The organism is Pectobacterium versatile (assembly GCF_003932035.1).
GTDB lineage: Bacteria > Pseudomonadota > Gammaproteobacteria > Enterobacterales > Enterobacteriaceae > Pectobacterium > Pectobacterium versatile.
Genome location: NZ_CP034276.1, coordinates 3,416,668 through 3,436,518 on the forward strand (window position 1 = coordinate 3,416,668; position 19,851 = coordinate 3,436,518).

The window sequence follows — 19,851 nt, forward strand, 5'->3', positions numbered from 1 at the left end:
CGTTACCCGTTCACTGCCGGATAACGGATAGCTGAGCACATTATTTATCCTCACCCGAAATGCTATCAGGCAGCGCAAGACCTGAGTTTTCCAGCACCATCTTCTGCGGTACGGCCAGCGGAATATTTGAGGCCCGTAGCCGCTTGATAATCTCAAACAGCAGGTCGCTCTTCGCTTCCGATACCATTCTCGGGCTGCTGACATAGCCCGTGACGCTCAGTACCATGCCCGTTGGGTTTAACTGACTGAACTTCACTGACGGTGCGGGTGTTTCCAGAATCGCCTCATGGCTGATGTAAGCATCCAGCAAAAGCGTCCGAACTTCTTCAGGGTCGATATCCAACGGGAACGTCAGCGCCAGCGTGGCAACCCCAAACGGGTTCCCCATCGTAATATTGCGCACATTCTGCGAAATAAATTGGGAGTTCGGCACGATCACCGTCGAACGATCGCCCAGCTGAATTTCCGTTGCACGCACATTAATCCGTCGGATATCCCCTTCAACCCCGCTGATACTGACCGAGTCACCTACTTTCACCGGGCGCTCCGTCAACAAAATCAGGCCAGAGATAAAGTTCTTCACTATCTCTTGTAAGCCAAAACCGATACCCACCGACAATGCGCTGACAATCCATGCCAGCTTGTTCCATTCAATCCCTAATGTCGCCAACGTCAGCAGGATAATCAGGATGTAGCCGATATTGCTGAACAGCGTCACCAGCGACGCCCGGATCCCGCGTTCTAACGTCGTTTTAGGAAGGAATTCATCTTCCAGCCAGCGTTTTGATGAGCGTAAAACATAAACCCCCACCACCAGAAAGAGAATAGCATTGACCAGATGCGCCGGCACGATGCTCAGCGTTTCCAGCCCTTTTCCGCCCCAGATTTCAACGGCTTTTTGCACGAGTTCCAGAGGGGTCGTCGTACCAAACGTTCCGTTAAGTAAGGCGACGGCTGCCATTAAAATTAACAGGACTTTACCACCGGCCGACAGAATCAATGTGGCCTGAGCCAAATGCCGATCGTCCAGATTAAGCGAATTTTTCATTCGCTTGCCGCAGGCATTGTTGGGAGAAAAGAGGCTTTCGCAGATATCGGTAATAAACGTTGAGAACAAATACAGGCAGGAGAACACCATGCCGATCCACACCAGTTCGAACGCCAGGAAGCGAGCCAGTGAGATATAACCGATGACCAGCGACACCAAAATAGCAAACGCCGTCGCCAATACGGCAAGATGAATAATGCCAGATAATGTCGAACGCGCTTCCGGTTGTTCCCCCGAGTACACCATCTGCCGACGGATCTGATCGCTTTTCAGGGTGATCGTCCCCGCAGTAAAGGCCAGGAACAGTGCAGATAAGCCATTCACCATAATAGTTGCCGCGACCGATGTCCCTACCGTCGCCGTGACTTGTTCAATAAAACCGAAAATCAGAATAATGCCAGCGGCAACCACAGGAAACGGCTTCATCGCTTTTGCGACAGGGTTAGCAATCGCGGGCAAGCGCCATGAAGGGCGCTGATTCGAAAGGAATGCGCGCCCCAACCCAGCGATCATCGAACAGAAAATTGCTTGTCGCACCAGCGCATCAAGGAACGACACGACGCGTTCTGAAGCCTCACCGTGGCGCGTAAACGTAAAGTCGATCAGATTTACCGCAATACCGATCGTGACCACAGTTGAAATAACCGACGCCGTGGCTAAAAAACTCCGCCGCAGACGCCCTTCTGGCAGCCAGTTAATTCCCGCCCAGGCCAGACATTTCTCCAGATACCGACGCCCCGCCGAACTCATGGCCATGGCGATCAAAATCAGAAGTGCGGAACCGTAACGCCAGTCTGGCTCCCAGGCCACCGTAAAGGCGTCACTTAATTGCTCCTGAAAGATGCTCAGGCGGCGTACATCCTCGGCCTGCGGAGCCACAAGCGGTGCCCAGAAGCGCCCCCCCAGAATGCTACCGGAATTCAATGCCAGTTGCGTTTTCAGCGCACTACGGCGCAGAGTCACTATTTGCGCGGCCAAATTAGCCGCCCCAGTGCGTAAAGCCTGAATCTGCTCGATCTGCGCATCCATTTTTGCTTTTTGCGCATTCAGACTGTTTCGCTTACGCGTCACTTCGCTGGTTTCATTAATGCTGGATCCGGACTCTGGCGCTGGCCCTAAGACATCCAACTGGGCCTGAATTTGAGCCCGCTGCGGCGCCACAGCATTAGCAAGCTCGTTGGCGCTATTCACCAGTTCCTGCGTTGTGTCATTCAACGCGCCAAATTTGCTGTCGTTATTGGTGCCTGAAACCTGCTGTTTGATGTTATCTAACTGTTTTTGCAGCTTGATCAACTCGGCATCAACATTAATTTTTACGGGCGCATCGGTCTGCGCGGGCTGTGGGTCAGGATCAGAATCCGCACTCGCCGCCGATGCATATCCAACAGGCAGCAGCAACATCGCCAGCAGACAAACGCGCAAAAATGCGGATGAAAGAATGTTCATAAATCAAAAGGTTCCAAAGTTCGACAAAATAGCGGATCCACAAATGACTGAGCGATAAGCCCAGCACGTGAAAGTAGCCCACACTCATCCAAAACCCAACGAATGCGGGCATAGTGTACCAATAGCGCAGGATGCAGAATACGCCCGATCATAACTTGAAAAGAATTACTGGAAGCATCCAGCAGATAAAACTGAAATGCTCATTGCTATGTGTAGTTAATGTGGACGAGGCTCGCAATTGTGCAAAAAAGTCACACCAGAGAAAGCGACAGTCACAAAAGTTGTACAGGGATTCACCGTATAGCGTAAATCCAGCGCCAACCCGTTGACTCACTGGGACGTGTGGGTATAATCCAGCCCACTGTTGTGACAAGCAACAGCCATTTCTTTTTTGAAATGCGCCCTTAGCTCAGTTGGATAGAGCAACGGCCTTCTAAGCCGTAGGTCACAGGTTCGAGCCCTGTAGGGCGTACCATTTCGAAGTAAACGGACGTCAATCGACGTCTTTTTTTATGCCTGAAATTCAGTGGATTAGCGAAAAAGTCTCGGTTTTCACTCTACCGACATCTACATACATCAAGTAGGACTCGTTGGTAACAGCACGTTCAATGAGCTCTTATACCAACAGCCACCGTATGCCGACATCGTCGCGATTGGCCGTACACGTATTATCACGGCAGGTGAAAGCTGGGACAGTTGGTTTGAAGGGAACGGGGTAACGTCTGATTTCATGAGCACGAGGGAGAAACCTGATGAACAGATCAGGGAAGATTTCCGATGATTAAATATCTACTCAATATCTGCATTTTTCACTCAGCCCGACAGAGGAAAACCAGCTCAGTGCAATCCCACTGAGCCGGCAATGTTTATGCTATTGAACTCGCCAGTCACTGAAGTAATGACCGATCGCGGAAGGTTGGTCGAGAGGAGCGGTGGCTGCTATATAGCCATCTGGCCGAACTAACAGGTATTGATCGGAATAGGGGCTACTTCCCGTCTCAACGTGCAGAACATGGACGATATCAGGCAGTGATGCAGGTACAGTTGCCGTGCCAATGATGAGCAGACTGTAATAACGATAATTTAGCTGTGAGTAAATTCTGCCTGTCTGACCAGATTGAGAATCCCTCCACATGAAATCATGCAGCCTTTCGCCAACACGCCCGTCTGTTCCATAGCGAACGCCCATACCCGTGATGTAACCCGCCCGTTTTTCGACAATCTTGACGTAATCATCAGCATGGGTACCGGTATCTGAGGTTTTGGTTGAACGCACGAGTTCCGCTGACGTTTTTACGACTTCCAGCGCGACCGCTTTTCGCTCTGTTTCGTAAGTCTGTAATAGCGTTTGGGGCGCATAATGATGAGTAATCATCGCCATTTTCCAGATGAGGTTAAATGCATCAGCCAATCCCGTATTTAACCCTTGCCCACCATTCACCGAGTGAATGTGACTCGCATCGCCAGCGATAAATAGCTTATTTTCAAGGCCATAGTGTTCTGCGACAGACTCTTTAACCGAGAATTGTGAGTACCATTCAATCGATTTAAAACTCAAGTAATGTGGTTGCAGAGCATGATTAATTTTATCTATAGCCTGCTGTTGCGTGAAGTCCTCACTGTCCATCTGGATATAGAAACGATCAATTTTACCTTCACGTGGTATCCAGGCGACATCGGCTGTTTCTGCCTGGAAAACAATAATTTCCGGTACTTTTGGAAAATCAGTTTCTATTTCACCATCAATCACTGCCCAGGTAATTTGTGGCCGAGTGATCTCAAACGGGATAGCAAAGTGTTGGCGCACAAACGACCGGGAGCCATCTGCACCAATCACGTACCGGGAGCGAACGATCTCGCCGCTGGAGAGCGTGGTGAGGCAGCCGTCGCCCTCCAGCGCAATATCTTGCACAGAGGTATTGCGGCGCACGCCATGATTTAGCTCGGTGAGCTTATTATCGAGTGCCTGTTCTACATAAGCCTGACCAATCATTAAAAAATGCTTGTGAAAACAGCCTTGTAAAGCCTCCCACCAGGTAGACTGGCGTGAGATAAATTTACCTTTTGACCAGACTGAGCTGGTATTGCAGGGTTTGCCTAAGGAGTAAAGCTCATCGAATAGACCGATAATTTCAAACAGCTGCAAGCTGCGCGCGTTTAACGCATCAGCGCGGCCTACCGTGAGCGGCCCTTCTGATTTATCGATAATGACGGTGCTTAAACCTGACAACTGAGCAAGATAGGCACAGGCTAGACCAACAGGCCCCGCACCGATAATCATGAGATCAACATGTTGTGGTTTCATGACGGCTGTACCAAATGTGGGTTATTCAGTGGTTGTTTAGCATGAATATGCACACGACGTAGATGGCGGCCACTTTGGCTCGAATAAGATTCACGGCCGTGTAATAACGAGTAGTTATCTGTAATCGCAATATCGCCGCTTTGCCACTGATGAGCATAATAAACCCGTGGATCATATAAGGCGTCTTGCAAGCTGCTGAGTAATTGTTCTTGCTCTTCAGGTTCAATGCCTGAGAAGTGATAAGTCGATGGGTTCAAAAATTCTTTATCGCCAGCAATCGGTGGCTCACAAAAACGAATGACGGGATAAGTGCGGTAAGGGTGTTGTTCTATAATAGGAGCCAGCGCGGTACTGCTGTATAGCTCGACTGCACGCTGATATTGACCTGTTGCACGTTGCCACAATGCTTTGGTTTCGGGTGATGCCAAGCGTAACGCCGCAGTGGTACTCGAAAACGTGGTGCGACCTCCCTGCTCTTCACCAATGGCTGATACGCATTGAAAAACTTGTAGTTCCGGCACGGTTTTCAGGTACATGCCGTCCCAATGCAGGGGGACATAGTTGTTAGCAAAAATATGGTCGGTAGCATCGGGTTGTTCAACCAGTTCCAACACGGCTCCAAACGGCCATTGCATAATGTCACCAATGGCTTCGCAGTATGTTGTTAAATTTTCTGCACTCGTGAAGCTATCAAAGCCCCGTAATATCACTAACTGTTGGTTTTCTACCAATGTACGCAGCCAGGTAGGCGATAACTCACCAATATGTACGCCTGACTGTTTAGGCTCAATACGAACACCAAAATGACAGGTTTCACCTTGAGAGTTGATTAAAGGCTGATAATCAAATCGATCTTCTAAAGTGAATGAGTCCATTTTACTTCTCCGTGTATTATCCATTGTTGAAAGATCTTTCAGATAATATCGGCAACAAATATTCAACACCACGGATACAATTATAATAATTAGGATGATTTGAATATAGAATCACTCCTCCCTATTTTTCACCAATAGATAATAGACCTTAATAAAAACCCATAAAAAACCCCGGATAAACGCATCCAGGGTCTTTGAATCGTGCAAAACCGTCGCCGTTTCAGGCTTAGCCGCGGTTTTCTTCAATGTAGCGGGCCAGATCCGCCGGGGTCTTCAGAACGGTGGCGACTTCGGTTGGTGGTATCACACAGCCGTAAACGTCCTGCACTTCCAGCACCAGATCGACCGCCAGAATAGAGTCGAGAATATCGGACTCAATCAGCTCATCGTTAAAACCCACTTTGCGGGATAAGATCTTTTCAAACAGCGCGAGTATTTCTTGTTCCATCATTTTTCCTGAGTAATTAGATCGTGCGGGCATGGGTATCCAGCAGCTTACGGTCGATTTTGCCGTTAGGATTAAGCGGCAACGCATCTTTGATAATAATTTGGGAAGGCACCATGTAGGGTGGAATCACCTTCGAGAGCGACGTTTTAATCGCTTCTGGCGCTAAATTCGTCACGCAGAACGCGGCGATACGTAAAACGCCACCACCCGATTTCATCAGCGGCAAAACAACCGCTTCGCTGATGTCGGATATCGCCAGCAGACGATTTTCAATTTCGTTGATTTCAATGCGGTAGCCATTCAATTTGATCTGGCTGTCATTGCGGCCCTGACAGTACAGTAGCCCGTCTTCGTAACCCAAGTCACCGGTTCTGTAGCCGCGGAACGCTTCGCTCTCCCGATGCAGCAGTTTTTCCGCATTCTCTTTCGCGAGCCCGAGGTAGCCACGCATCACGTTTTTGCCCCAAATGATCAGCTCCCCCTCAGACGTAATTTCCATTCTGGAGTCCGGCATCATCGCGCCGACTGGCAGCAGGTCATTTTCACTGTGCAGGATTTCATCGGTGATTTCTATGACGGTGGTCGCGATAGTGGCTTCCGTTGGGCCATAGGAGTTGAGAATTTTGGCATGCGGGAAGCGACGGCGTAACTGTTTTACCAGCGCTTTGTTCAGCACTTCGCCAATGAACACGAAGACGTTGAGCTCAGGTAAATATTCACTGTTGAACTGGGGAGACAGCAGCCTCTGGTAGGCGAAAGAGGGCGTTGAAACCCAGACGGAAACGCCGTTGTCTTTCAGGCGGTCGAGCCAGTTTTCTGTCGCGATATCCTCTTTCGCATTCAGAACGATGTGCCCTCCAGTTGCCAGATTCGCCAGCAGCGGGATCAGAGAGAGATCGAAGCTGAACACCGCATGGTTCATCAGCACGGGCACGTCAGGCAGCGCAAAGTCCTCGCGCACCCATTTCATGAAATGCCACAGGCTTTCACGCCCGATCTGCACCCCTTTGGGTTTTCCAGTGCTGCCGGAGGTAAACATGATATAGGCGAGATCCTGCTCGGCCAACGCCTGCCCCGCTTCACCGGTAGCAATGAACTGTCTGGTCGCCACATCGTAATAATAAGGGGCGCTCGCCAGATGACAAATCTCGTTGAGCCGCTCCTGCGGATAGATGCAATCCACCGGGATATACGGAATGTTGTGCAGCAGGCAGCTATAGATTGCCACGGCAAACTCGGCCTGCTGATGTCCGTACAACACAACCGGCGAGCCAGCAGGCTGCCGACAATGCTGATAGCGATCCGACCAGTTGGTAACGGCGACAGAGAGTTGTTGCCAGGTCATCGCGTCATCGCTTCCGCTAATCGCCAACTGATCTGGGTTCGCGGGGTCGAGTAATGCCGCCCGGAGGAAATCTTGCAGTTCCTGAAGCTCTGAGTGAAGGTTCATAGAGGAGACATTCCGCTAAAGATGTAGAGGGAGGCCGCAGCGCTTGCCAGCGTCAGAATGCGACCGATGAACACAATAACCGGATGATGTAGACAACTGCTCAGCGCTGGACTGCGTTTGGCTGACCACTGCAGCATGTTGTGAGCAACGGAAATGGCGCCAAACAGCGCGCCGCTAATGACATAGTGTCGTTCGAGCCCGTTCCATGCCCCCATACAAAACAGGGTGCAGAAGATGCCAATATTCTGCGCCAGCGTTTTGTTCTGTCGGAAAAAGTCGAGCTTCATCAGATTCATATAGATTGGCATAAAGACCACATCCCTCAGCCATTCAGACAGGCTGATGTGGAAGCGTCGCCAGAAATCCTGCGGGTTTTTAGCCAGAATAGGCATATTGAAGTTTGCTGGGATATTCAGGCCAAATAAGCGCCCTGCCCCAATAGCCATATTGCTGTAACCGGCAAAATCAAAATAAAGGTAGGCGCTGTAGGCCAGTGACATCACGACACCCACGCTTAATGTAAACGGGCGCTGGCTCCACGACTCAATCACCAGATTATTGATCAGCATGGCGAATAGGAACTTCTGGATAATACCGGTAAAAATTTGCTCCATCGCCACTAAAAACTGCTCACGGGTAATGATGAAGACCGGTTTATTGATGTCATTCACCCATGTCCGCCAGCGATACATCGGGCCAGCCAGAATAATAAAAGGCATAAAGAGGTAGCAGAAGTAATGCAGGACGTTATGACCATCTTTTTTGCTGCGATAAAGCAGCACATCAATGGCGCGGAAGGTCATAAAGGACAGGCCGATCATGCCCCAGTGGTTGTTGAGGTGTAATTTCACCAAAAACAGCGGCAGCAGCGTCAGGCTGACCGCTTGCCAGGTTTTTAACCAACCTTTCTCTTTTAAGGTGACGAGAACATAAAAGCTCAGGAACACGGCCACGGGAACAATATAATCCCCCTGGAAAATATATCCCCAGCCAAATACCGCCAATACGGAAAAGGCGGATAAATACGTCAGCCGATAACTGAATACGCGATTAACCAGCGCAAACAATAATGCTGATGAAAACAGAAGGAAAAAAAACATTCCGGAGCTGTACATCATTCATCCTTCAGAATTTTTGATATTCAAAATGCACTTTTAAACTCATGCTTTCATCAACAGAGGTCCACGCGACAATGGTGACTGCCAGAAAGAGATAAAGGAAAAAAAGGCGAATGGCAGTTTTCATCATTTAAAACTCTCCGCAATAAATTGATCCATCGCGACCCATGCCGGTTCAGTTGGATGCAGGCGATCCCAATTCCAGCCGTTCTGATAAGGTTGCGCATACATATCAAAATAACGAACCTGATTTTCTTCCAGCATCGACCTGATCTGGCTGTCGACCGGCTGGAATTTCTGGGAGTTATTAATCGCCCACGGATTAATCGGATCGACAATGACCACAAACTGGGCGTTGCTCGCTTTCAGCAGTTGGATCGTCGCCCGTAATGCTTCCATCTGTGCAGGCACAATTGGCGCGTTATCCCACTCTTCCGGCGTTTGATCGTCTGCAAACACAGCTTTATCCATCCACAATGTCTCTGCACTTTGCTGACGAGACTGGTTCAGCACATGAGCCTGCGCCAACTCGCGATTCCAGTCTGGAGTCATGTTGGACGTTGGCTGCTGAGGCCACCGTTGTGCAGGCTGAGGGACAATATGTAGCATCGCCAGCCAGTCGTTTTTTATCAGCTCGCAGAAATTAGCAAATTGATAACTCACTTCCTGCCAGATAATTTGCGGATCCCAGCCATAGACTTTCATTTGGCCGAAGGTTAAATGGCTTATCTCTTCTTTATCGATATGTTGTAGATAATTGACTAAAAAGGGACGCGCCTGCTCATCCTTCATCAGCGGATTAAAAACAGGTGCAGGGAAATTGTTGGCAAAAATGGCCGGGGGAATACCGTCTGAATAAAAACTATCGGGTGCCAGCAGTAAAACAACCTTACTGTTAGCATTAAGCTCGTTTTTAAAGCGCGAGAGCAGTAAAAAATGTGTGACGCTATCGACATAGCTATCGCCATAGGCCACGACCGGACGATGTAGCTGGTTATTAAAGTAATTATATACCGCGTAATGTTCGTCCTCAGAGGTCGAGACCTCAGAAGCCCCGAGAAAGAAAATCGCATTCCCCTGTAACGCATGGGAAATGGTGGCGATCTTTTCTTTTTGTTCCTTTGTCGTCCCTTCCATTGTGTTAATCAGTGGCTGGAACGTTAGCGCCGGATCAATGCTCGCCACTAGCGGGGGAACGCTAAGAAACAGGATGGCAAGGGTCGCCATCAGGATATGTAAGCAGAGAGTATTTTTGATTTTCATTATAAAGTAAGGCTACATAATATTTATTGTTTAAAATTTGTGAATTTTTATCTTCACTGTAAATCGATCCCTGTATTTTTGGATTATATACTAGGCTTATCTGCGATGATGAGCGTTGCTGTGTAACGGTATGTACAGTGTTTATGTCCGTCACAGAATAAGGCTGACGGGCCCCACGAGATCGAGGCAGGAGAAGGGTTCTATGCCATGCATTCACCCTTACGCGGCCTGAATATGCGGGAGAAAGTCCAGTGGTTGCAACCCAACCCAAGCGCTTGAGTCTGGGTTTATCGACAACCGACAAAAAAGTTAGAAGGCGGATGTATGAAAAACTATCAGGCCACTCTCCATCAGCTATTGATCGTCTCGATAACCCTGTTTGCTGTCGCCTGTTCGTCCGGTGCAAAAAAATCCCCTAACGATGAAACGTCGGAGTGTATGAAATACCGCACGATGATGACAGCCCCCTTGCCGCCAGCAGAAATGGTGAAGCTAAAAAATCACTGTGAGCAGTCAAGGCATTAACGTAACAGGACATTCTTATCGGAGTTCAGTGAATACTCACTGTATTGTCATAGCGTCGATAATTAAAAAATCATGCTAATAAGCAAAACAAATAAATAGCGGTCATTATTGAAAAAAAACCGCTATTTAGTTCAATTCTCTACGCGTTCTAAATCGCCATAAAATGAATACGGATAGCCATTTTCCAGCCACTCAGCATCGTCAACAACGCAGATACCGTCTTCTCTATAAATATCTGACGCCATAATTTTTATTGCGAAACTATTAGTTTTATATTCCGCACGATAATTGTTATAGGTAATTTTACCTCTGCCGAAATAGTCCCCAAATTCCTCCCGCCATAATAGCTCGATCTCTGCATTAAACGGGCCGCTCTCCATTTTCCCTTTCAGGCTGGCGATAATCTTTTTCTTCTCAATAAACGTCCATCGCACGGCATCCAGCGTCCAGGCATCATCACTCACGCTAAACTCACCGGAAAAAACCTCTAAAAGCGCGTCACTATTGTCAAAACACATTTTATTTCCTTGAGTATTCAAAATTTATTGGGGCATCGATTATCTCAACCGTTTTTTAATCTCCTGACTCACCGCCCACTATCCCAACCACTAACGCGGGTAGCGCAGCGCCTCCACGAACAGTGAAAAGGCGGTGGTATGCTGTTTGCGGCTGGGATAATACAGGTAGTAGCCTGGGAATGGCGGGCACCATTCCGTCAGCACCCGAATCAGGCGTCCGCTGGCAATGTCATCTCGCACCGAATCTTCCGGCACATAGGCCAGACCGAGCCCGATGAGTGCCGCGTCGATCCGCTGGCGCAGGCTATTCATGGTCAGTTGTCCCTCAACACGCACCTTGATTTCCCGACCGTTTTTTTCAAACTCCCATGCATAAATGCCACCCATCGTCGGTAGACGCATGTTAATACAGCGGTGCTGCTGTAAATCCTGTGGCGTCGCGGGGGCAGGATTGCGTGCTAAATAGTTCGGGGAACCGACCACCGCCATGCTCATTTCCGGTGCGATACGCACGGCAATCATGTCTTTCGCCACCTGTTCACCCAGGCGAATACCCGCATCAAAGCGGCCGAGAACGATATCGGCTAAGGCGTTATCCATCGTAATTTCGACGTTAATATCGGGGTAATTCGCCAAAAATGGCTTTAATACCGGCCATAATACCGAATCAACCGCATGCTCCCCCGCCGTGATACGAATGTTCCCCGCAGGCCGCTCGCGCATGTCGCCCAGAGCAATCAACTCGCTCTCAATATCCGCGAAGTGCGGGCCGAGGCTATGTGCCAGCTTCTCTCCCGCTTCCGTCGGCGCGACGCTGCGCGTGGTTCGGGTCAGCAACCGCACGCCAAGTCGTTCTTCAAGGCCGCGAATCGAATGGCTTAGCGCCGACTGGGAAAGCCCGAGCTTCGCCGCCGCTTTGGTAAAACTACGTTCTCTTGCCACTACAAGGAACGAAATGAGGTCATTAAAATTTTCTTTTAACATCAGCGTGTCCGAAGAGTGGTGCATGAATGATGTCCATGTGAAATGGTCAATCGCTAATTAAGCTACGCTGAAAATCAGCAGCGGGACATAGCGCCCGCATTACGCGGCGCAATTAATGAATATAATTCATAGCCGCTTGCTGGTTTTGCCCTCTGGTGCTCTCTCATAAATCGCAGTAATGTTTTTCAACATCGCTTGCGACAGCCCGCAGGGTGACGGACAAGGATGTCCGTCATAAAAAGTGAAATGGCTTGCTGCCCCTGCCGTGATGTTATCCATGTTAGCCCCGGCTGCGATTGCCGGAAGAGAGGAAAATTTGAAAATTACTCGCAGTGGTTCACACCCGTCCCAGCCTGGCTCGGAAAGCTATTTTTCCGGCAACGTTCGTATTGATGCGCCCTTTCAGGGCACCGCCCCCGCTCGGGTTGGCGGCGCGACGGTCACCTTTGAACCCGGCGCACGCACCGCATGGCATACCCATCCGCTCGGCCAGACGCTGATCGTCACGCAGGGTCGGGGCTGGCTTCAGGAATGGGATGGCGACATTCAGGAGATCAATCAGGGTGATATCGTCTGGATACCCGAAGGCGTAAAACACTGGCACGGCGCGACGGCACAAACCGCGATGACGCACATTGCCATTGCCGAGTCACTTAACGGCAGCCCAGTCGACTGGCTGGAAAAAGTCAGCGACGAGCAATACGGAAACGGGAAGTAGCATCATAAGGAAAAATCGGCGAAGGGTAGAAACAGCAAAGCCACTCAGCGTGAAAGCTGAATGGCTTTTTCCCTTTGCTCAGCGATGCGGCTAGCGCATGTGGAGATTGACGCCAGAGACCTCTTTTCTGAGTTCAATAATCTCTTCAGCCAGCTCACGGCACAGCATCGCATTCATCAGGTGATCCTGTGCGTGTACCACGATAAGTTCGATATTGGCTTTTTCCTTACTCTGGTTGCCAATAAATCCAGTCTGGATCAATTGCGCTCGGTTCAGCGCCACCGCCGCCATTTTTAATAATTCATCGACGTGATCCCACTCCCCTCGACGAGCGGATCTCAGTGCTTCCATTGCGCAGGAACGTGTTTCGCCAGATTTAACGATAAGCTCAATCATCCGCGTTTCTACATCCATTTTTCCATCCCCCGAATATCAGTTGCTGTGTCACCTTTTTGTCGGTCAATTAACCCCAAATTGCAGACAAGCGCACGTGACACCGAAGCAAGTACGGTGCATTTGTTGTATCGCTACTCACAGCCTGCACAGTAAATATAGATGATAAATCAGGATTTGTTTCTGTAAATCATGACGTTATATCTCATTTCCGATGAAATTAATTTCACAGAAGCGTCAGCCTGTTTTTTAGGCGATAGATTTATACACATTCACACTGCGACACGCGTTGAAATAAAGTGATGACTGAAATATCACATTCACCGGAACCTTAATTTAACCTTAAGAAAGCGAAATAATAATAACTATCATTATTATTACCGATATGTAGAATTCTTTTCCGACTGCCACTACATCCCGTCCTGTGTCGCCAAATAGCATGGCTATCGTGAGCGGCGTGGGGAACGCATGTAGGCCAGCCATACGCAAACACGACAGGTATTGATAAGGGTAAATAATATGAAGCTTGGTTTTGGATTACTGAGTTCTGCCGTTTTATTCGCTTCCGGTTTGGCGCTTAGCGCATCGGCAACTGCAGCAGAAAACGATGAAGGGATTGTGATTTACAATGCCCAACATGAAAACCTCGTGAAATCCTGGGTTGATGGTTTTACCAAAGAAACCGGCATCAAGGTGACACTGCGCAATGGCAGCGACACCGAATTGGGCAACCAACTGGTGCAGGAAGGGAAATCGTCCCCTGCCGATGTTTTCCTGACTGAAAACTCACCGTCGATGGTGCTGGTCGATAACGCCGATCTCTTTGCTCCGCTGGATAACGCGACCCTCGCTCAGGTGCCGTCTGACTATCGTCCGTCTCACGGCCGCTGGATCGGGATTGCCGCACGCTCCACCGTTTTTGTCTATAACCCGACCAAATTTACCGACGCTCAACTACCGAAATCCTTAGCCGATCTGGCGAAGCCAGAATGGAAAGGCCGCTGGGCGGCGTCCCCATCCGGTGCAGATTTTCAAGCCATCGTCAGCGCCTATCTGGAGCTGAAGGGCGAGAAAGCCACGCAAGAATGGCTGAAAGGCATGAAAGAGAACTTCACCGCCTACAAAGGCAACAGCACGGTGATGAAAGCCGTGAACGCAGGCCAGATTGATAGCTGCGTGATCTATCACTATTACCGTTTTGTCGATCAGGCGAAAACCGGCGAAAACAGTAACAACACGAAGCTGTACTACTTTAAGCATAAAGATCCGGGCGCGTTCGTCAGCATTTCAGGCGGCGGCGTACTGGCATCCAGCAAACATGCGAAAGACGCACAGGCCTTTATTCAGTGGATTACGGGCAAATCCGGTCAGGAGATATTGCGTACCAACGATGCGTTTGAATATGCCGTTGGCGTCAACGCGGCCTCAAATGACAAACTGGTTCCGCTGAAAGATTTGGATGCACCAAAAGTCGATGCCGCCAAGCTCAACAGCAAAAAAGTCGTGGATCTGATGACGCAGGCTGGCTTGCTGTAACGCATCGATCGTAACGCGTGGATTGTAATACAGAGGCTGTAACGACAGCCCCTTTCGTCAGGGCGTTCGCGTCCTGACGAATCTTCACCCGAATGCCCGCTCAGCGCGGCTTCATCGTCTTAAAATACCGTCTTGACGAGGCAGCTACAGGCCGTATGACAAACGTTAGCTATAGCGAAACCACCACATTCACCGCCCCCTCACCGCCATTACGCAAGCCCGCCGCGCTGCTTACTATCGTCGCCCTGACGCTATCCCTGTTGGGATTTGTTCCGCTGGGCTTTGTGATTGGCGTCAGCATTGATACCGGCTGGGAAACGGCGCGCGCCCTGCTTTTTCGCCCACGCGTCGGTGAACTCCTGACAAATACGGTGCTGCTGGTGGTTCTGACGCTGCCGATTTGTACGGTGCTGGGCGTGCTGCTGGCCTGGCTGACAGAGCGTACGACCCTGCCTGCCCGACGCCTGTGGTCACTGCTGCTCACCGCGCCGCTGGCGATCCCCGCATTTGTCCAGAGCTATGCCTGGATCAGCGCGGCGCCCGGTCTGTATGGCCTGCCGGCTGGCGTGTTTTTATCCGTCGTTGCCTATTTACCGTTTCTGTATTTACCCTGCGCCGCAACGCTGCGACGCCTTAACCCGGCGCTGGAAGATGTCGCGGCTACGCTGGGCGTCCCTCCTATTACCGTGTTTTTCCGCGTGGTGCTGCCGCAGCTAAAACTGGCTATCGGCGGCGGACTGCTGCTGATTGCGCTGCATCTGCTGGCGGAGTATGGCCTGTTTGCCATGATCCGCTTCGATACCTTTACTACCGCGATTTTCGATCAGTTTCAGTCAACGTTTAATGGCCCCGCGGCCAACATGCTGGCTGGCGTGTTGGCATTGCTGTGTCTGTTTCTGCTGTGTGCGGATGCCCGCGTACGCGGCGTTACGCGCTATGCCCATGTCGGATCTGGCGCGCCGCAGGTTGTCACACCGGTACGCCTGTCGCCGTTTCTGCTGTTACTGGCTCTGCTGTTACTGACAGCGCTGGTCGTGCTGACACTCGGCGTACCTTTTATTACGCTGTTTCGCTGGCTGTGGTTTGGCGGCTGGGAGGTGTGGCAGCGCCGTGAACTGCTTGATGCCTTTCGCCAAACTATGACGCTGGCGCTGAGCGGAGCCGCCCTGACAACGCTCGCGGCGATCCCGATGGCCTGGCTGACAATCCGCCACCCCAGTCGCCTGTTTCGGTTTTTGGAAGGGTGTAATTACATCACCAGCTCTCTGCCGGGTATCGTCGTTGCGCTGGCGTTGGTGACCACCACCATTCACCTCATCAGGCCGCTCTATCAGACCGAATTCACCGTGTTGCTGGCTTATCTGCTGATGTTTATGCCACGGGCGCTGGTTAATCTACGCGCGGGTATCGCACAGGCACCGGTGGAACTGGAGCAGGTTGCAGCCAGCCTAGGGCGTTCGCCGTTGCAGACGTTAATGACCGTGACCATTCGGCTGGCGGCACCCGGCGTTGCAACCGGGGCAACGCTCGTCTTTCTGGCGATCATTAACGAACTGACCGCCACGCTGCTGCTGGCCCCCAACGGCACCCGCACGCTGGCGACAGGCTTTTGGGCGCTCACCAGTGAGATCGATTATCCCGCAGCGGCACCCTACGCACTTATTCTGGTCCTACTGTCGCTGCCGTGGACCTGGTTTCTCTACACGCAATCACAAAAAATGGCGGGGCTGTAATCATGTTGGAACTTCATCGCGTCAGTAAAAGCTTTAACGGGCGCACCGTGCTGTCTGACATTCATCTGACGCTAGAAAACAGCCGCCGCACGGCGATTGTCGGTCCGTCCGGTTCGGGGAAGACCACACTGCTGCGCCTGATTGCCGGGTTTGAAAAACCGGATACCGGCGTCATCATGCTAAACGGGCAGACGCTCTGCGATAACGGGCTGTCCGTTCCTGCCCATCAGCGCGGAATCGGCTACGTACCGCAGGACGGCGCGCTGTTCCCGCATCTCTGCATCGCGGACAATATCGCCTTTGGGCTAAAAGGTACGAAAGCGGAACAACAAAAGCGTGTGGATGAGCTGATGGCGCTGGTTTCCCTTCCGGCGCATTTGCGGAAGCACTCGCCGCATGAGATTTCCGGCGGTCAGCAGCAGCGTGTCGCACTGGCTCGCGCGCTGGCGCAGCGCCCTGCATTGATGCTGCTGGATGAACCGTTTTCCGCGCTGGATACCGGCCTGCGTGCCGCCACCCGTAAAGCGGTGATGGACGTCTTGCAGCAGGCTAACGTGGCATCGATTCTGGTGACCCACGATCAGGGAGAGGCGCTGTCCTTTGCCGATCGGGTTGTTGTCATGCGCGACGGTCAGCTGTCGCAATCCGGCTCGCCGTGGACGCTTTACCACCAGCCCAACAGTGAGGACATCGCGACCTTTCTCGGCGAAACGCTGATTCTCGACGCACAGATTGACGGCGATCAGGCTGACTGCCTGCTTGGACGCATCACGGTGGATCGCCCAACGACAAGCGGGAAGGCAAGAATCATGCTCAGACCGGAGCAGATTGTGATTCAGGATGCAGGGGTTGATAACGTTGAAGTCAATAGCGCAGCGACGATTCGCGCGACCATCCGTAAAGTTGATTTTTCCGGCTTCGTTTCCACGCTGACGCTGCACGTTCACCACGCAGATGCCAGTATCATTGAACTGAAAACCGTCAGCCACGCCGCTTTTGCCGTCGGCCAGCAGGTCAGCCTGAGCGTGAACGGTGCGGCACACGTTTTCAGTCAATAATCACCTTCGCAGGCGGCTTAGCGCGCCGCCTGCGCGTTACGACTCACCAGCCAGACACCCAGCAGAATAATCAAGACGCCGAGAGTTTTACGCAGGCTCATCGGTTCATTCAGCCACGGCAGGAAAACCGCCGCCAGATAAACCACCGCGTAGCTTAAGCTAATCAGCGGATAGGCGCGGCTTAACGGCAAATAGCGTAGCACCATAAACCAGCACACCATCGACAGCCCGTAGCAAATCACCCCGACCAGCACCGCAACCGCAGGCCAGCCCGCAACCAACGCGCTGAGCGACGGCCAGTGCGCGAAGGAAATGCTCGGCAGCGCCAACATACCGCTTTTCATTAACACCTGCGCGGTGCTGGCTAGCACAATGCTGATAATCGCCCAGATATAGCCTCTTTTCGCCATCATCCCCCCTGCATCAGATAGATACCGATGACAATCAGCGCAATGCCCCACCAGTGGTGCCTATCCACACGCTCGCCAAACCCGTAGTGCGCCAGCAGCGTGACCAGTACAAAATTGATGCTCAGCAGCGGATACGCCACACCGAGCGGGAGATGCTGCAACACCACAAGCCACAGCAGCAGCCCGATGCCAAGCAGCAAGGCCGCCAACATCAGCCATCCCAGCGTCACGCGCTGGCGTCGATGTGTCGGCAAACACCGCCAGCACTCCGCCGCCTGTTTCTGGCACAGTTGTCCCAGACTAGTGAGCAGGCAGACGATACCTACCAAGAGATAACTCATGGCGCTATCTGCTTATAAAACAGCAGCACGTAGCGGTGCGATTTTCTCAACTGATTGGGCGCAGGCAGATTGCGATACTCGTCATCGCTGTCCCGGTCGATCTTCAGCATCAGCGCGACATTTCCGCTACGCCGTTTCTCGGCAAGCCAGGTTGGAAAAGCGCCCTCATCCACAAAGCGGTCAGCGGAATCGGCATAGTTCAGCCCATAGTTCAGCTCGCCCCGCGCCTTAAATAAGGTGATATCACTGCGCTTCAACTCCCACGCCAGTCCGGCGGCCAGCCCCACCTCATCGCTAAGCACATAGCGGCTGTCTTGCAGCAACGGCTGATGGCTACGAATAAAGGTTTGGGGGTTCTTTGAATCCACCACGCTCGCCGGAATACTCCCGCCAACGAGCAGCGCCAGAAATAACGGACAGCCCGCGACCAGATAGCCCCACGCCCGTTGCTTTTTCAGGCTGACAGCGGCAAAAGCCACCCAGCCGATAAAACAGATAATCCCCGAGACGATGGTCAGTCCTTCTCCCGGCTGATAGAAATGCGGCATGATGATGTCGAGGCCAAGCGCCGCAACAGCGAGCGCCAGCACGCTGCCGAAGGCAATATTGAGCCAGCTATTGATGCGCAATACTCGTTCGCGTATTGCGGGTGCCAGCCCGGAAATCCACGCCGCCATCAGCAGCGCCAGCGGTGCAAAGCACGGTAGAATATAAGTCAGCAGCTTACCTTTAGCGATGCTGAAAAACAGCAGCGGCATCACCATCCAGCACAGCAGGAGGAACCGCTCTGGGTTCGCCTTCCGTTCCGTCCAGCCGCTACGCAACGCACCCGGCAGCAGCGCCAGCCAGGGGAACGTCCCGAGAATCAGAACAGGCAGGTAATACCAGAACGGCGCTCTATGCTGCGCATCGTCTTCGGCAAAACGCTGAATATGTTCAATCCAAAAGAAGTAATGCCAGTAATCGGCTTCTCGCGCATGCACCGCCAGCGCCCACGGCGCACTCAGCAATACCGCAACGACAATCGCCAGCGGCCCAAACAGCAACAGTTCCTTAATCCGCTTTTGCGCCAGCGCCACCGGCAGCACGCTGATCACTGGTAAAGCCAGCGCCAGAAAGCCTTTGGTCATAAATCCCATGCCGCAGGCCAGTCCCATCAGCCCCCACGCCGCGAGCCGCTCACGCGTCAGCGTGGCACGCTGAATCAGCGCGTGGCTGAACAGCGCCGCCGTCATCCAGAGCGTCACCATCGGATCGAGAACGCTGTAAGTACCTATGCCGTATACAAGGAGTGAGGTGAGATAGATCGTCGCCGCCAACAGCGCGGTACGCTGGTTTTTCCACAGCAGCATCGCCAGCCAGAACACCAGCAGCGCGCTCAACCCGGTAGAAAATACCGAGGCAAAACGCACGGAAAAATTGGTATGACCTAATAACCACTGACTGATGTTATTCAGCCAGTAGCCCGCAACGGGTTTCTCAAAGTAGCGAATACCCAGCAAATGCGGCACGATCCAATCGCCACGCTGAAGCATCTCGCGGCTGATTTCAGCATAGCGCGTTTCGTCCGGCGACCACAGCCAGCGACCGTTAAGCGGCAACAGGTAGAGCAAAGCAAATAGCACCAATATCATGGTACTTTTCAGCTTTATCATGCCTTTTTCCATGCTATCTCCTGCTTT

At 51.7% G+C, this 19,851-nt stretch carries 18 protein-coding genes, 1 tRNA gene and 1 pseudogene; 7 read left to right on the top strand and 13 right to left on the bottom strand.

Annotated elements, in window-relative coordinates; genetic code table 11:
- Positions 1-40: 40 nt before the first annotated feature.
- Positions 41-2,494 (bottom strand): DUF3772 domain-containing protein, encoded by a 2,454-nt coding sequence (locus EIP93_RS15525; protein ID WP_125232941.1) that lies wholly within the window; start codon positions 2,492-2,494, stop codon positions 41-43.
- A 398-nt stretch (positions 2,495-2,892) separates the two neighbouring features.
- Between EIP93_RS15525 and EIP93_RS15530 the strand changes: the two genes are divergently transcribed.
- Both EIP93_RS15530 and EIP93_RS22940 read left to right on the top strand, forming a co-directional pair.
- A tRNA-Arg gene (locus tag EIP93_RS15530) sits at positions 2,893-2,969 on the top strand.
- Positions 2,970-3,134: 165 nt separating this feature from the next.
- A pseudogene (locus tag EIP93_RS22940) lies at positions 3,135-3,275 on the top strand (AbrB/MazE/SpoVT family DNA-binding domain-containing protein); the annotation flags it as partial.
- 90 nt (positions 3,276-3,365) lie between these two features.
- Here EIP93_RS22940 and EIP93_RS15540 read toward each other — a convergent pair.
- The 6 genes from EIP93_RS15540 to EIP93_RS15565 all read right to left on the bottom strand — a co-directional run bounded on the left by EIP93_RS15540 (position 3,366) and on the right by EIP93_RS15565 (position 9,953).
- Positions 3,366-4,799, bottom strand: coding sequence for an FAD-binding protein (locus tag EIP93_RS15540; protein ID WP_125232942.1), 1,434 nt, complete (start codon positions 4,797-4,799; stop codon positions 3,366-3,368).
- Positions 4,796-5,674, bottom strand: a complete 879-nt coding sequence (locus EIP93_RS15545) for a TauD/TfdA family dioxygenase (protein ID WP_116362693.1) — start codon at positions 5,672-5,674, stop codon at positions 4,796-4,798. Before EIP93_RS15545 ends, EIP93_RS15540 begins: the two co-directional genes overlap by 4 nt.
- 226 nt (positions 5,675-5,900) lie before the next feature.
- Positions 5,901-6,122, bottom strand: a complete 222-nt coding sequence (locus tag EIP93_RS15550) for an acyl carrier protein (RefSeq protein WP_010300175.1) — start codon at positions 6,120-6,122, stop codon at positions 5,901-5,903.
- Positions 6,123-6,138: 16 nt separating this feature from the next.
- Positions 6,139-7,572: an AMP-binding protein gene (locus EIP93_RS15555; RefSeq protein WP_125232943.1), complete on the bottom strand. Its 1,434-nt coding sequence runs from the start codon at positions 7,570-7,572 to the stop codon at positions 6,139-6,141.
- A complete protein-coding gene (locus tag EIP93_RS15560; protein WP_103862446.1) occupies positions 7,569-8,687 on the bottom strand; it encodes a membrane-bound O-acyltransferase family protein in 1,119 nt (372 codons plus the stop codon). Before EIP93_RS15560 ends, EIP93_RS15555 begins: the two co-directional genes overlap by 4 nt.
- 129 nt (positions 8,688-8,816) lie before the next feature.
- Complete coding sequence (locus EIP93_RS15565; RefSeq protein WP_125232944.1) at positions 8,817-9,953, bottom strand: D-alanyl-lipoteichoic acid biosynthesis protein DltD; 1,137 nt, start codon at positions 9,951-9,953, stop codon at positions 8,817-8,819.
- A 324-nt stretch (positions 9,954-10,277) separates the two neighbouring features.
- Between EIP93_RS15565 and EIP93_RS15570 the strand changes: the two genes are divergently transcribed.
- Complete coding sequence (locus EIP93_RS15570) at positions 10,278-10,478, top strand: hypothetical protein (RefSeq protein ID WP_103940934.1); 201 nt, start codon at positions 10,278-10,280, stop codon at positions 10,476-10,478.
- Positions 10,479-10,609: 131 nt separating this feature from the next.
- On the opposite strand, the gene EIP93_RS15575 is transcribed toward EIP93_RS15570, so the two are convergent.
- Together EIP93_RS15575 and EIP93_RS15580 are read right to left on the bottom strand one after the other, a co-directional pair.
- Positions 10,610-10,996: a hypothetical protein gene (locus EIP93_RS15575; RefSeq protein ID WP_109224836.1), complete on the bottom strand. Its 387-nt coding sequence runs from the start codon at positions 10,994-10,996 to the stop codon at positions 10,610-10,612.
- A 90-nt stretch (positions 10,997-11,086) separates the two neighbouring features.
- Complete coding sequence (locus tag EIP93_RS15580; RefSeq protein WP_125233351.1) at positions 11,087-11,980, bottom strand: LysR family transcriptional regulator; 894 nt, start codon at positions 11,978-11,980, stop codon at positions 11,087-11,089.
- Positions 11,981-12,257: 277 nt separating this feature from the next.
- Between EIP93_RS15580 and EIP93_RS15585 the strand changes: the two genes are divergently transcribed.
- Complete coding sequence (locus EIP93_RS15585; protein WP_180745034.1) at positions 12,258-12,698, top strand: (R)-mandelonitrile lyase; 441 nt, start codon at positions 12,258-12,260, stop codon at positions 12,696-12,698.
- Positions 12,699-12,788: 90 nt separating this feature from the next.
- On the opposite strand, the gene EIP93_RS15590 is transcribed toward EIP93_RS15585, so the two are convergent.
- Entirely contained in the window at positions 12,789-13,112 is a 324-nt protein-coding gene (locus EIP93_RS15590; RefSeq protein ID WP_010280285.1) for a PTS sugar transporter subunit IIA, read from the bottom strand.
- 498 nt (positions 13,113-13,610) lie between these two features.
- On the opposite strand from EIP93_RS15590, the gene EIP93_RS15595 reads away from it, so the two are divergent.
- The 3 genes from EIP93_RS15595 to EIP93_RS15605 all read left to right on the top strand — a co-directional run bounded on the left by EIP93_RS15595 (position 13,611) and on the right by EIP93_RS15605 (position 17,418).
- Positions 13,611-14,627 (top strand): iron ABC transporter substrate-binding protein, encoded by a 1,017-nt coding sequence (locus tag EIP93_RS15595; RefSeq protein WP_125232945.1) that lies wholly within the window; start codon positions 13,611-13,613, stop codon positions 14,625-14,627.
- A 155-nt stretch (positions 14,628-14,782) separates the two neighbouring features.
- Positions 14,783-16,360, top strand: coding sequence for an ABC transporter permease (locus tag EIP93_RS15600; RefSeq protein WP_125232946.1), 1,578 nt, complete (start codon positions 14,783-14,785; stop codon positions 16,358-16,360).
- A 2-nt stretch (positions 16,361-16,362) separates the two neighbouring features.
- Positions 16,363-17,418 carry an ABC transporter ATP-binding protein gene (locus EIP93_RS15605; protein ID WP_103940926.1) on the top strand — a complete coding sequence of 352 codons (1,056 nt, stop codon included), beginning with the start codon at positions 16,363-16,365 and terminating at the stop codon, positions 17,416-17,418.
- Positions 17,419-17,435: 17 nt separating this feature from the next.
- Here EIP93_RS15605 and arnF read toward each other — a convergent pair whose 3' ends face one another.
- From arnF to arnT, 3 genes are read right to left on the bottom strand one after another with little or no spacing between them, the layout of a single operon-like run.
- Positions 17,436-17,828: a 4-amino-4-deoxy-L-arabinose-phosphoundecaprenol flippase subunit ArnF gene (arnF, locus tag EIP93_RS15610; RefSeq protein WP_103862455.1), complete on the bottom strand. Its 393-nt coding sequence runs from the start codon at positions 17,826-17,828 to the stop codon at positions 17,436-17,438.
- Entirely contained in the window at positions 17,828-18,169 is a 342-nt protein-coding gene (arnE, locus tag EIP93_RS15615; protein ID WP_125232947.1) for a 4-amino-4-deoxy-L-arabinose-phosphoundecaprenol flippase subunit ArnE, read from the bottom strand. Before arnE ends, arnF begins: the two co-directional genes overlap by 1 nt.
- The gene (arnT, locus tag EIP93_RS15620; protein WP_125232948.1) at positions 18,166-19,836 is read right to left on the bottom strand and encodes a lipid IV(A) 4-amino-4-deoxy-L-arabinosyltransferase; all 1,671 of its coding nucleotides are present in this window, start codon (positions 19,834-19,836) and stop codon (positions 18,166-18,168) included. The genes arnE and arnT overlap by 4 nt, the downstream gene beginning before the upstream one ends.
- Positions 19,837-19,851: the final 15 nt, after the last annotated feature.

Coding starts and splice junctions, on each gene's coding strand:
- EIP93_RS15600 (WP_125232946.1), top strand. CDS start 14,783: ATGACAAACGTTAGCTATAGCGAAACCACCACATTCACCGCCCCCTCA.
- EIP93_RS15550 (WP_010300175.1), bottom strand. CDS start 6,122: ATGGAACAAGAAATACTCGCGCTGTTTGAAAAGATCTTATCCCGCAAA.
- arnT (WP_125232948.1), bottom strand. CDS start 19,836: ATGGAAAAAGGCATGATAAAGCTGAAAAGTACCATGATATTGGTGCTA.
- arnF (WP_103862455.1), bottom strand. CDS start 17,828: ATGGCGAAAAGAGGCTATATCTGGGCGATTATCAGCATTGTGCTAGCC.
- EIP93_RS15585 (WP_180745034.1), top strand. CDS start 12,258: ATGTTAGCCCCGGCTGCGATTGCCGGAAGAGAGGAAAATTTGAAAATT.
- EIP93_RS15590 (WP_010280285.1), bottom strand. CDS start 13,112: ATGGATGTAGAAACGCGGATGATTGAGCTTATCGTTAAATCTGGCGAA.
- EIP93_RS15580 (WP_125233351.1), bottom strand. CDS start 11,980: ATGTTAAAAGAAAATTTTAATGACCTCATTTCGTTCCTTGTAGTGGCA.
- EIP93_RS15560 (WP_103862446.1), bottom strand. CDS start 8,687: ATGTACAGCTCCGGAATGTTTTTTTTCCTTCTGTTTTCATCAGCATTA.
- EIP93_RS15595 (WP_125232945.1), top strand. CDS start 13,611: ATGAAGCTTGGTTTTGGATTACTGAGTTCTGCCGTTTTATTCGCTTCC.
- EIP93_RS15575 (WP_109224836.1), bottom strand. CDS start 10,996: ATGTGTTTTGACAATAGTGACGCGCTTTTAGAGGTTTTTTCCGGTGAG.
- arnE (WP_125232947.1), bottom strand. CDS start 18,169: ATGAGTTATCTCTTGGTAGGTATCGTCTGCCTGCTCACTAGTCTGGGA.
- EIP93_RS15555 (WP_125232943.1), bottom strand. CDS start 7,572: ATGAACCTTCACTCAGAGCTTCAGGAACTGCAAGATTTCCTCCGGGCG.
- EIP93_RS15570 (WP_103940934.1), top strand. CDS start 10,278: ATGAAAAACTATCAGGCCACTCTCCATCAGCTATTGATCGTCTCGATA.
- EIP93_RS15605 (WP_103940926.1), top strand. CDS start 16,363: ATGTTGGAACTTCATCGCGTCAGTAAAAGCTTTAACGGGCGCACCGTG.
- EIP93_RS15525 (WP_125232941.1), bottom strand. CDS start 2,494: ATGAACATTCTTTCATCCGCATTTTTGCGCGTTTGTCTGCTGGCGATG.
- EIP93_RS15540 (WP_125232942.1), bottom strand. CDS start 4,799: ATGAAACCACAACATGTTGATCTCATGATTATCGGTGCGGGGCCTGTT.
- EIP93_RS15545 (WP_116362693.1), bottom strand. CDS start 5,674: ATGGACTCATTCACTTTAGAAGATCGATTTGATTATCAGCCTTTAATC.
- EIP93_RS15565 (WP_125232944.1), bottom strand. CDS start 9,953: ATGAAAATCAAAAATACTCTCTGCTTACATATCCTGATGGCGACCCTT.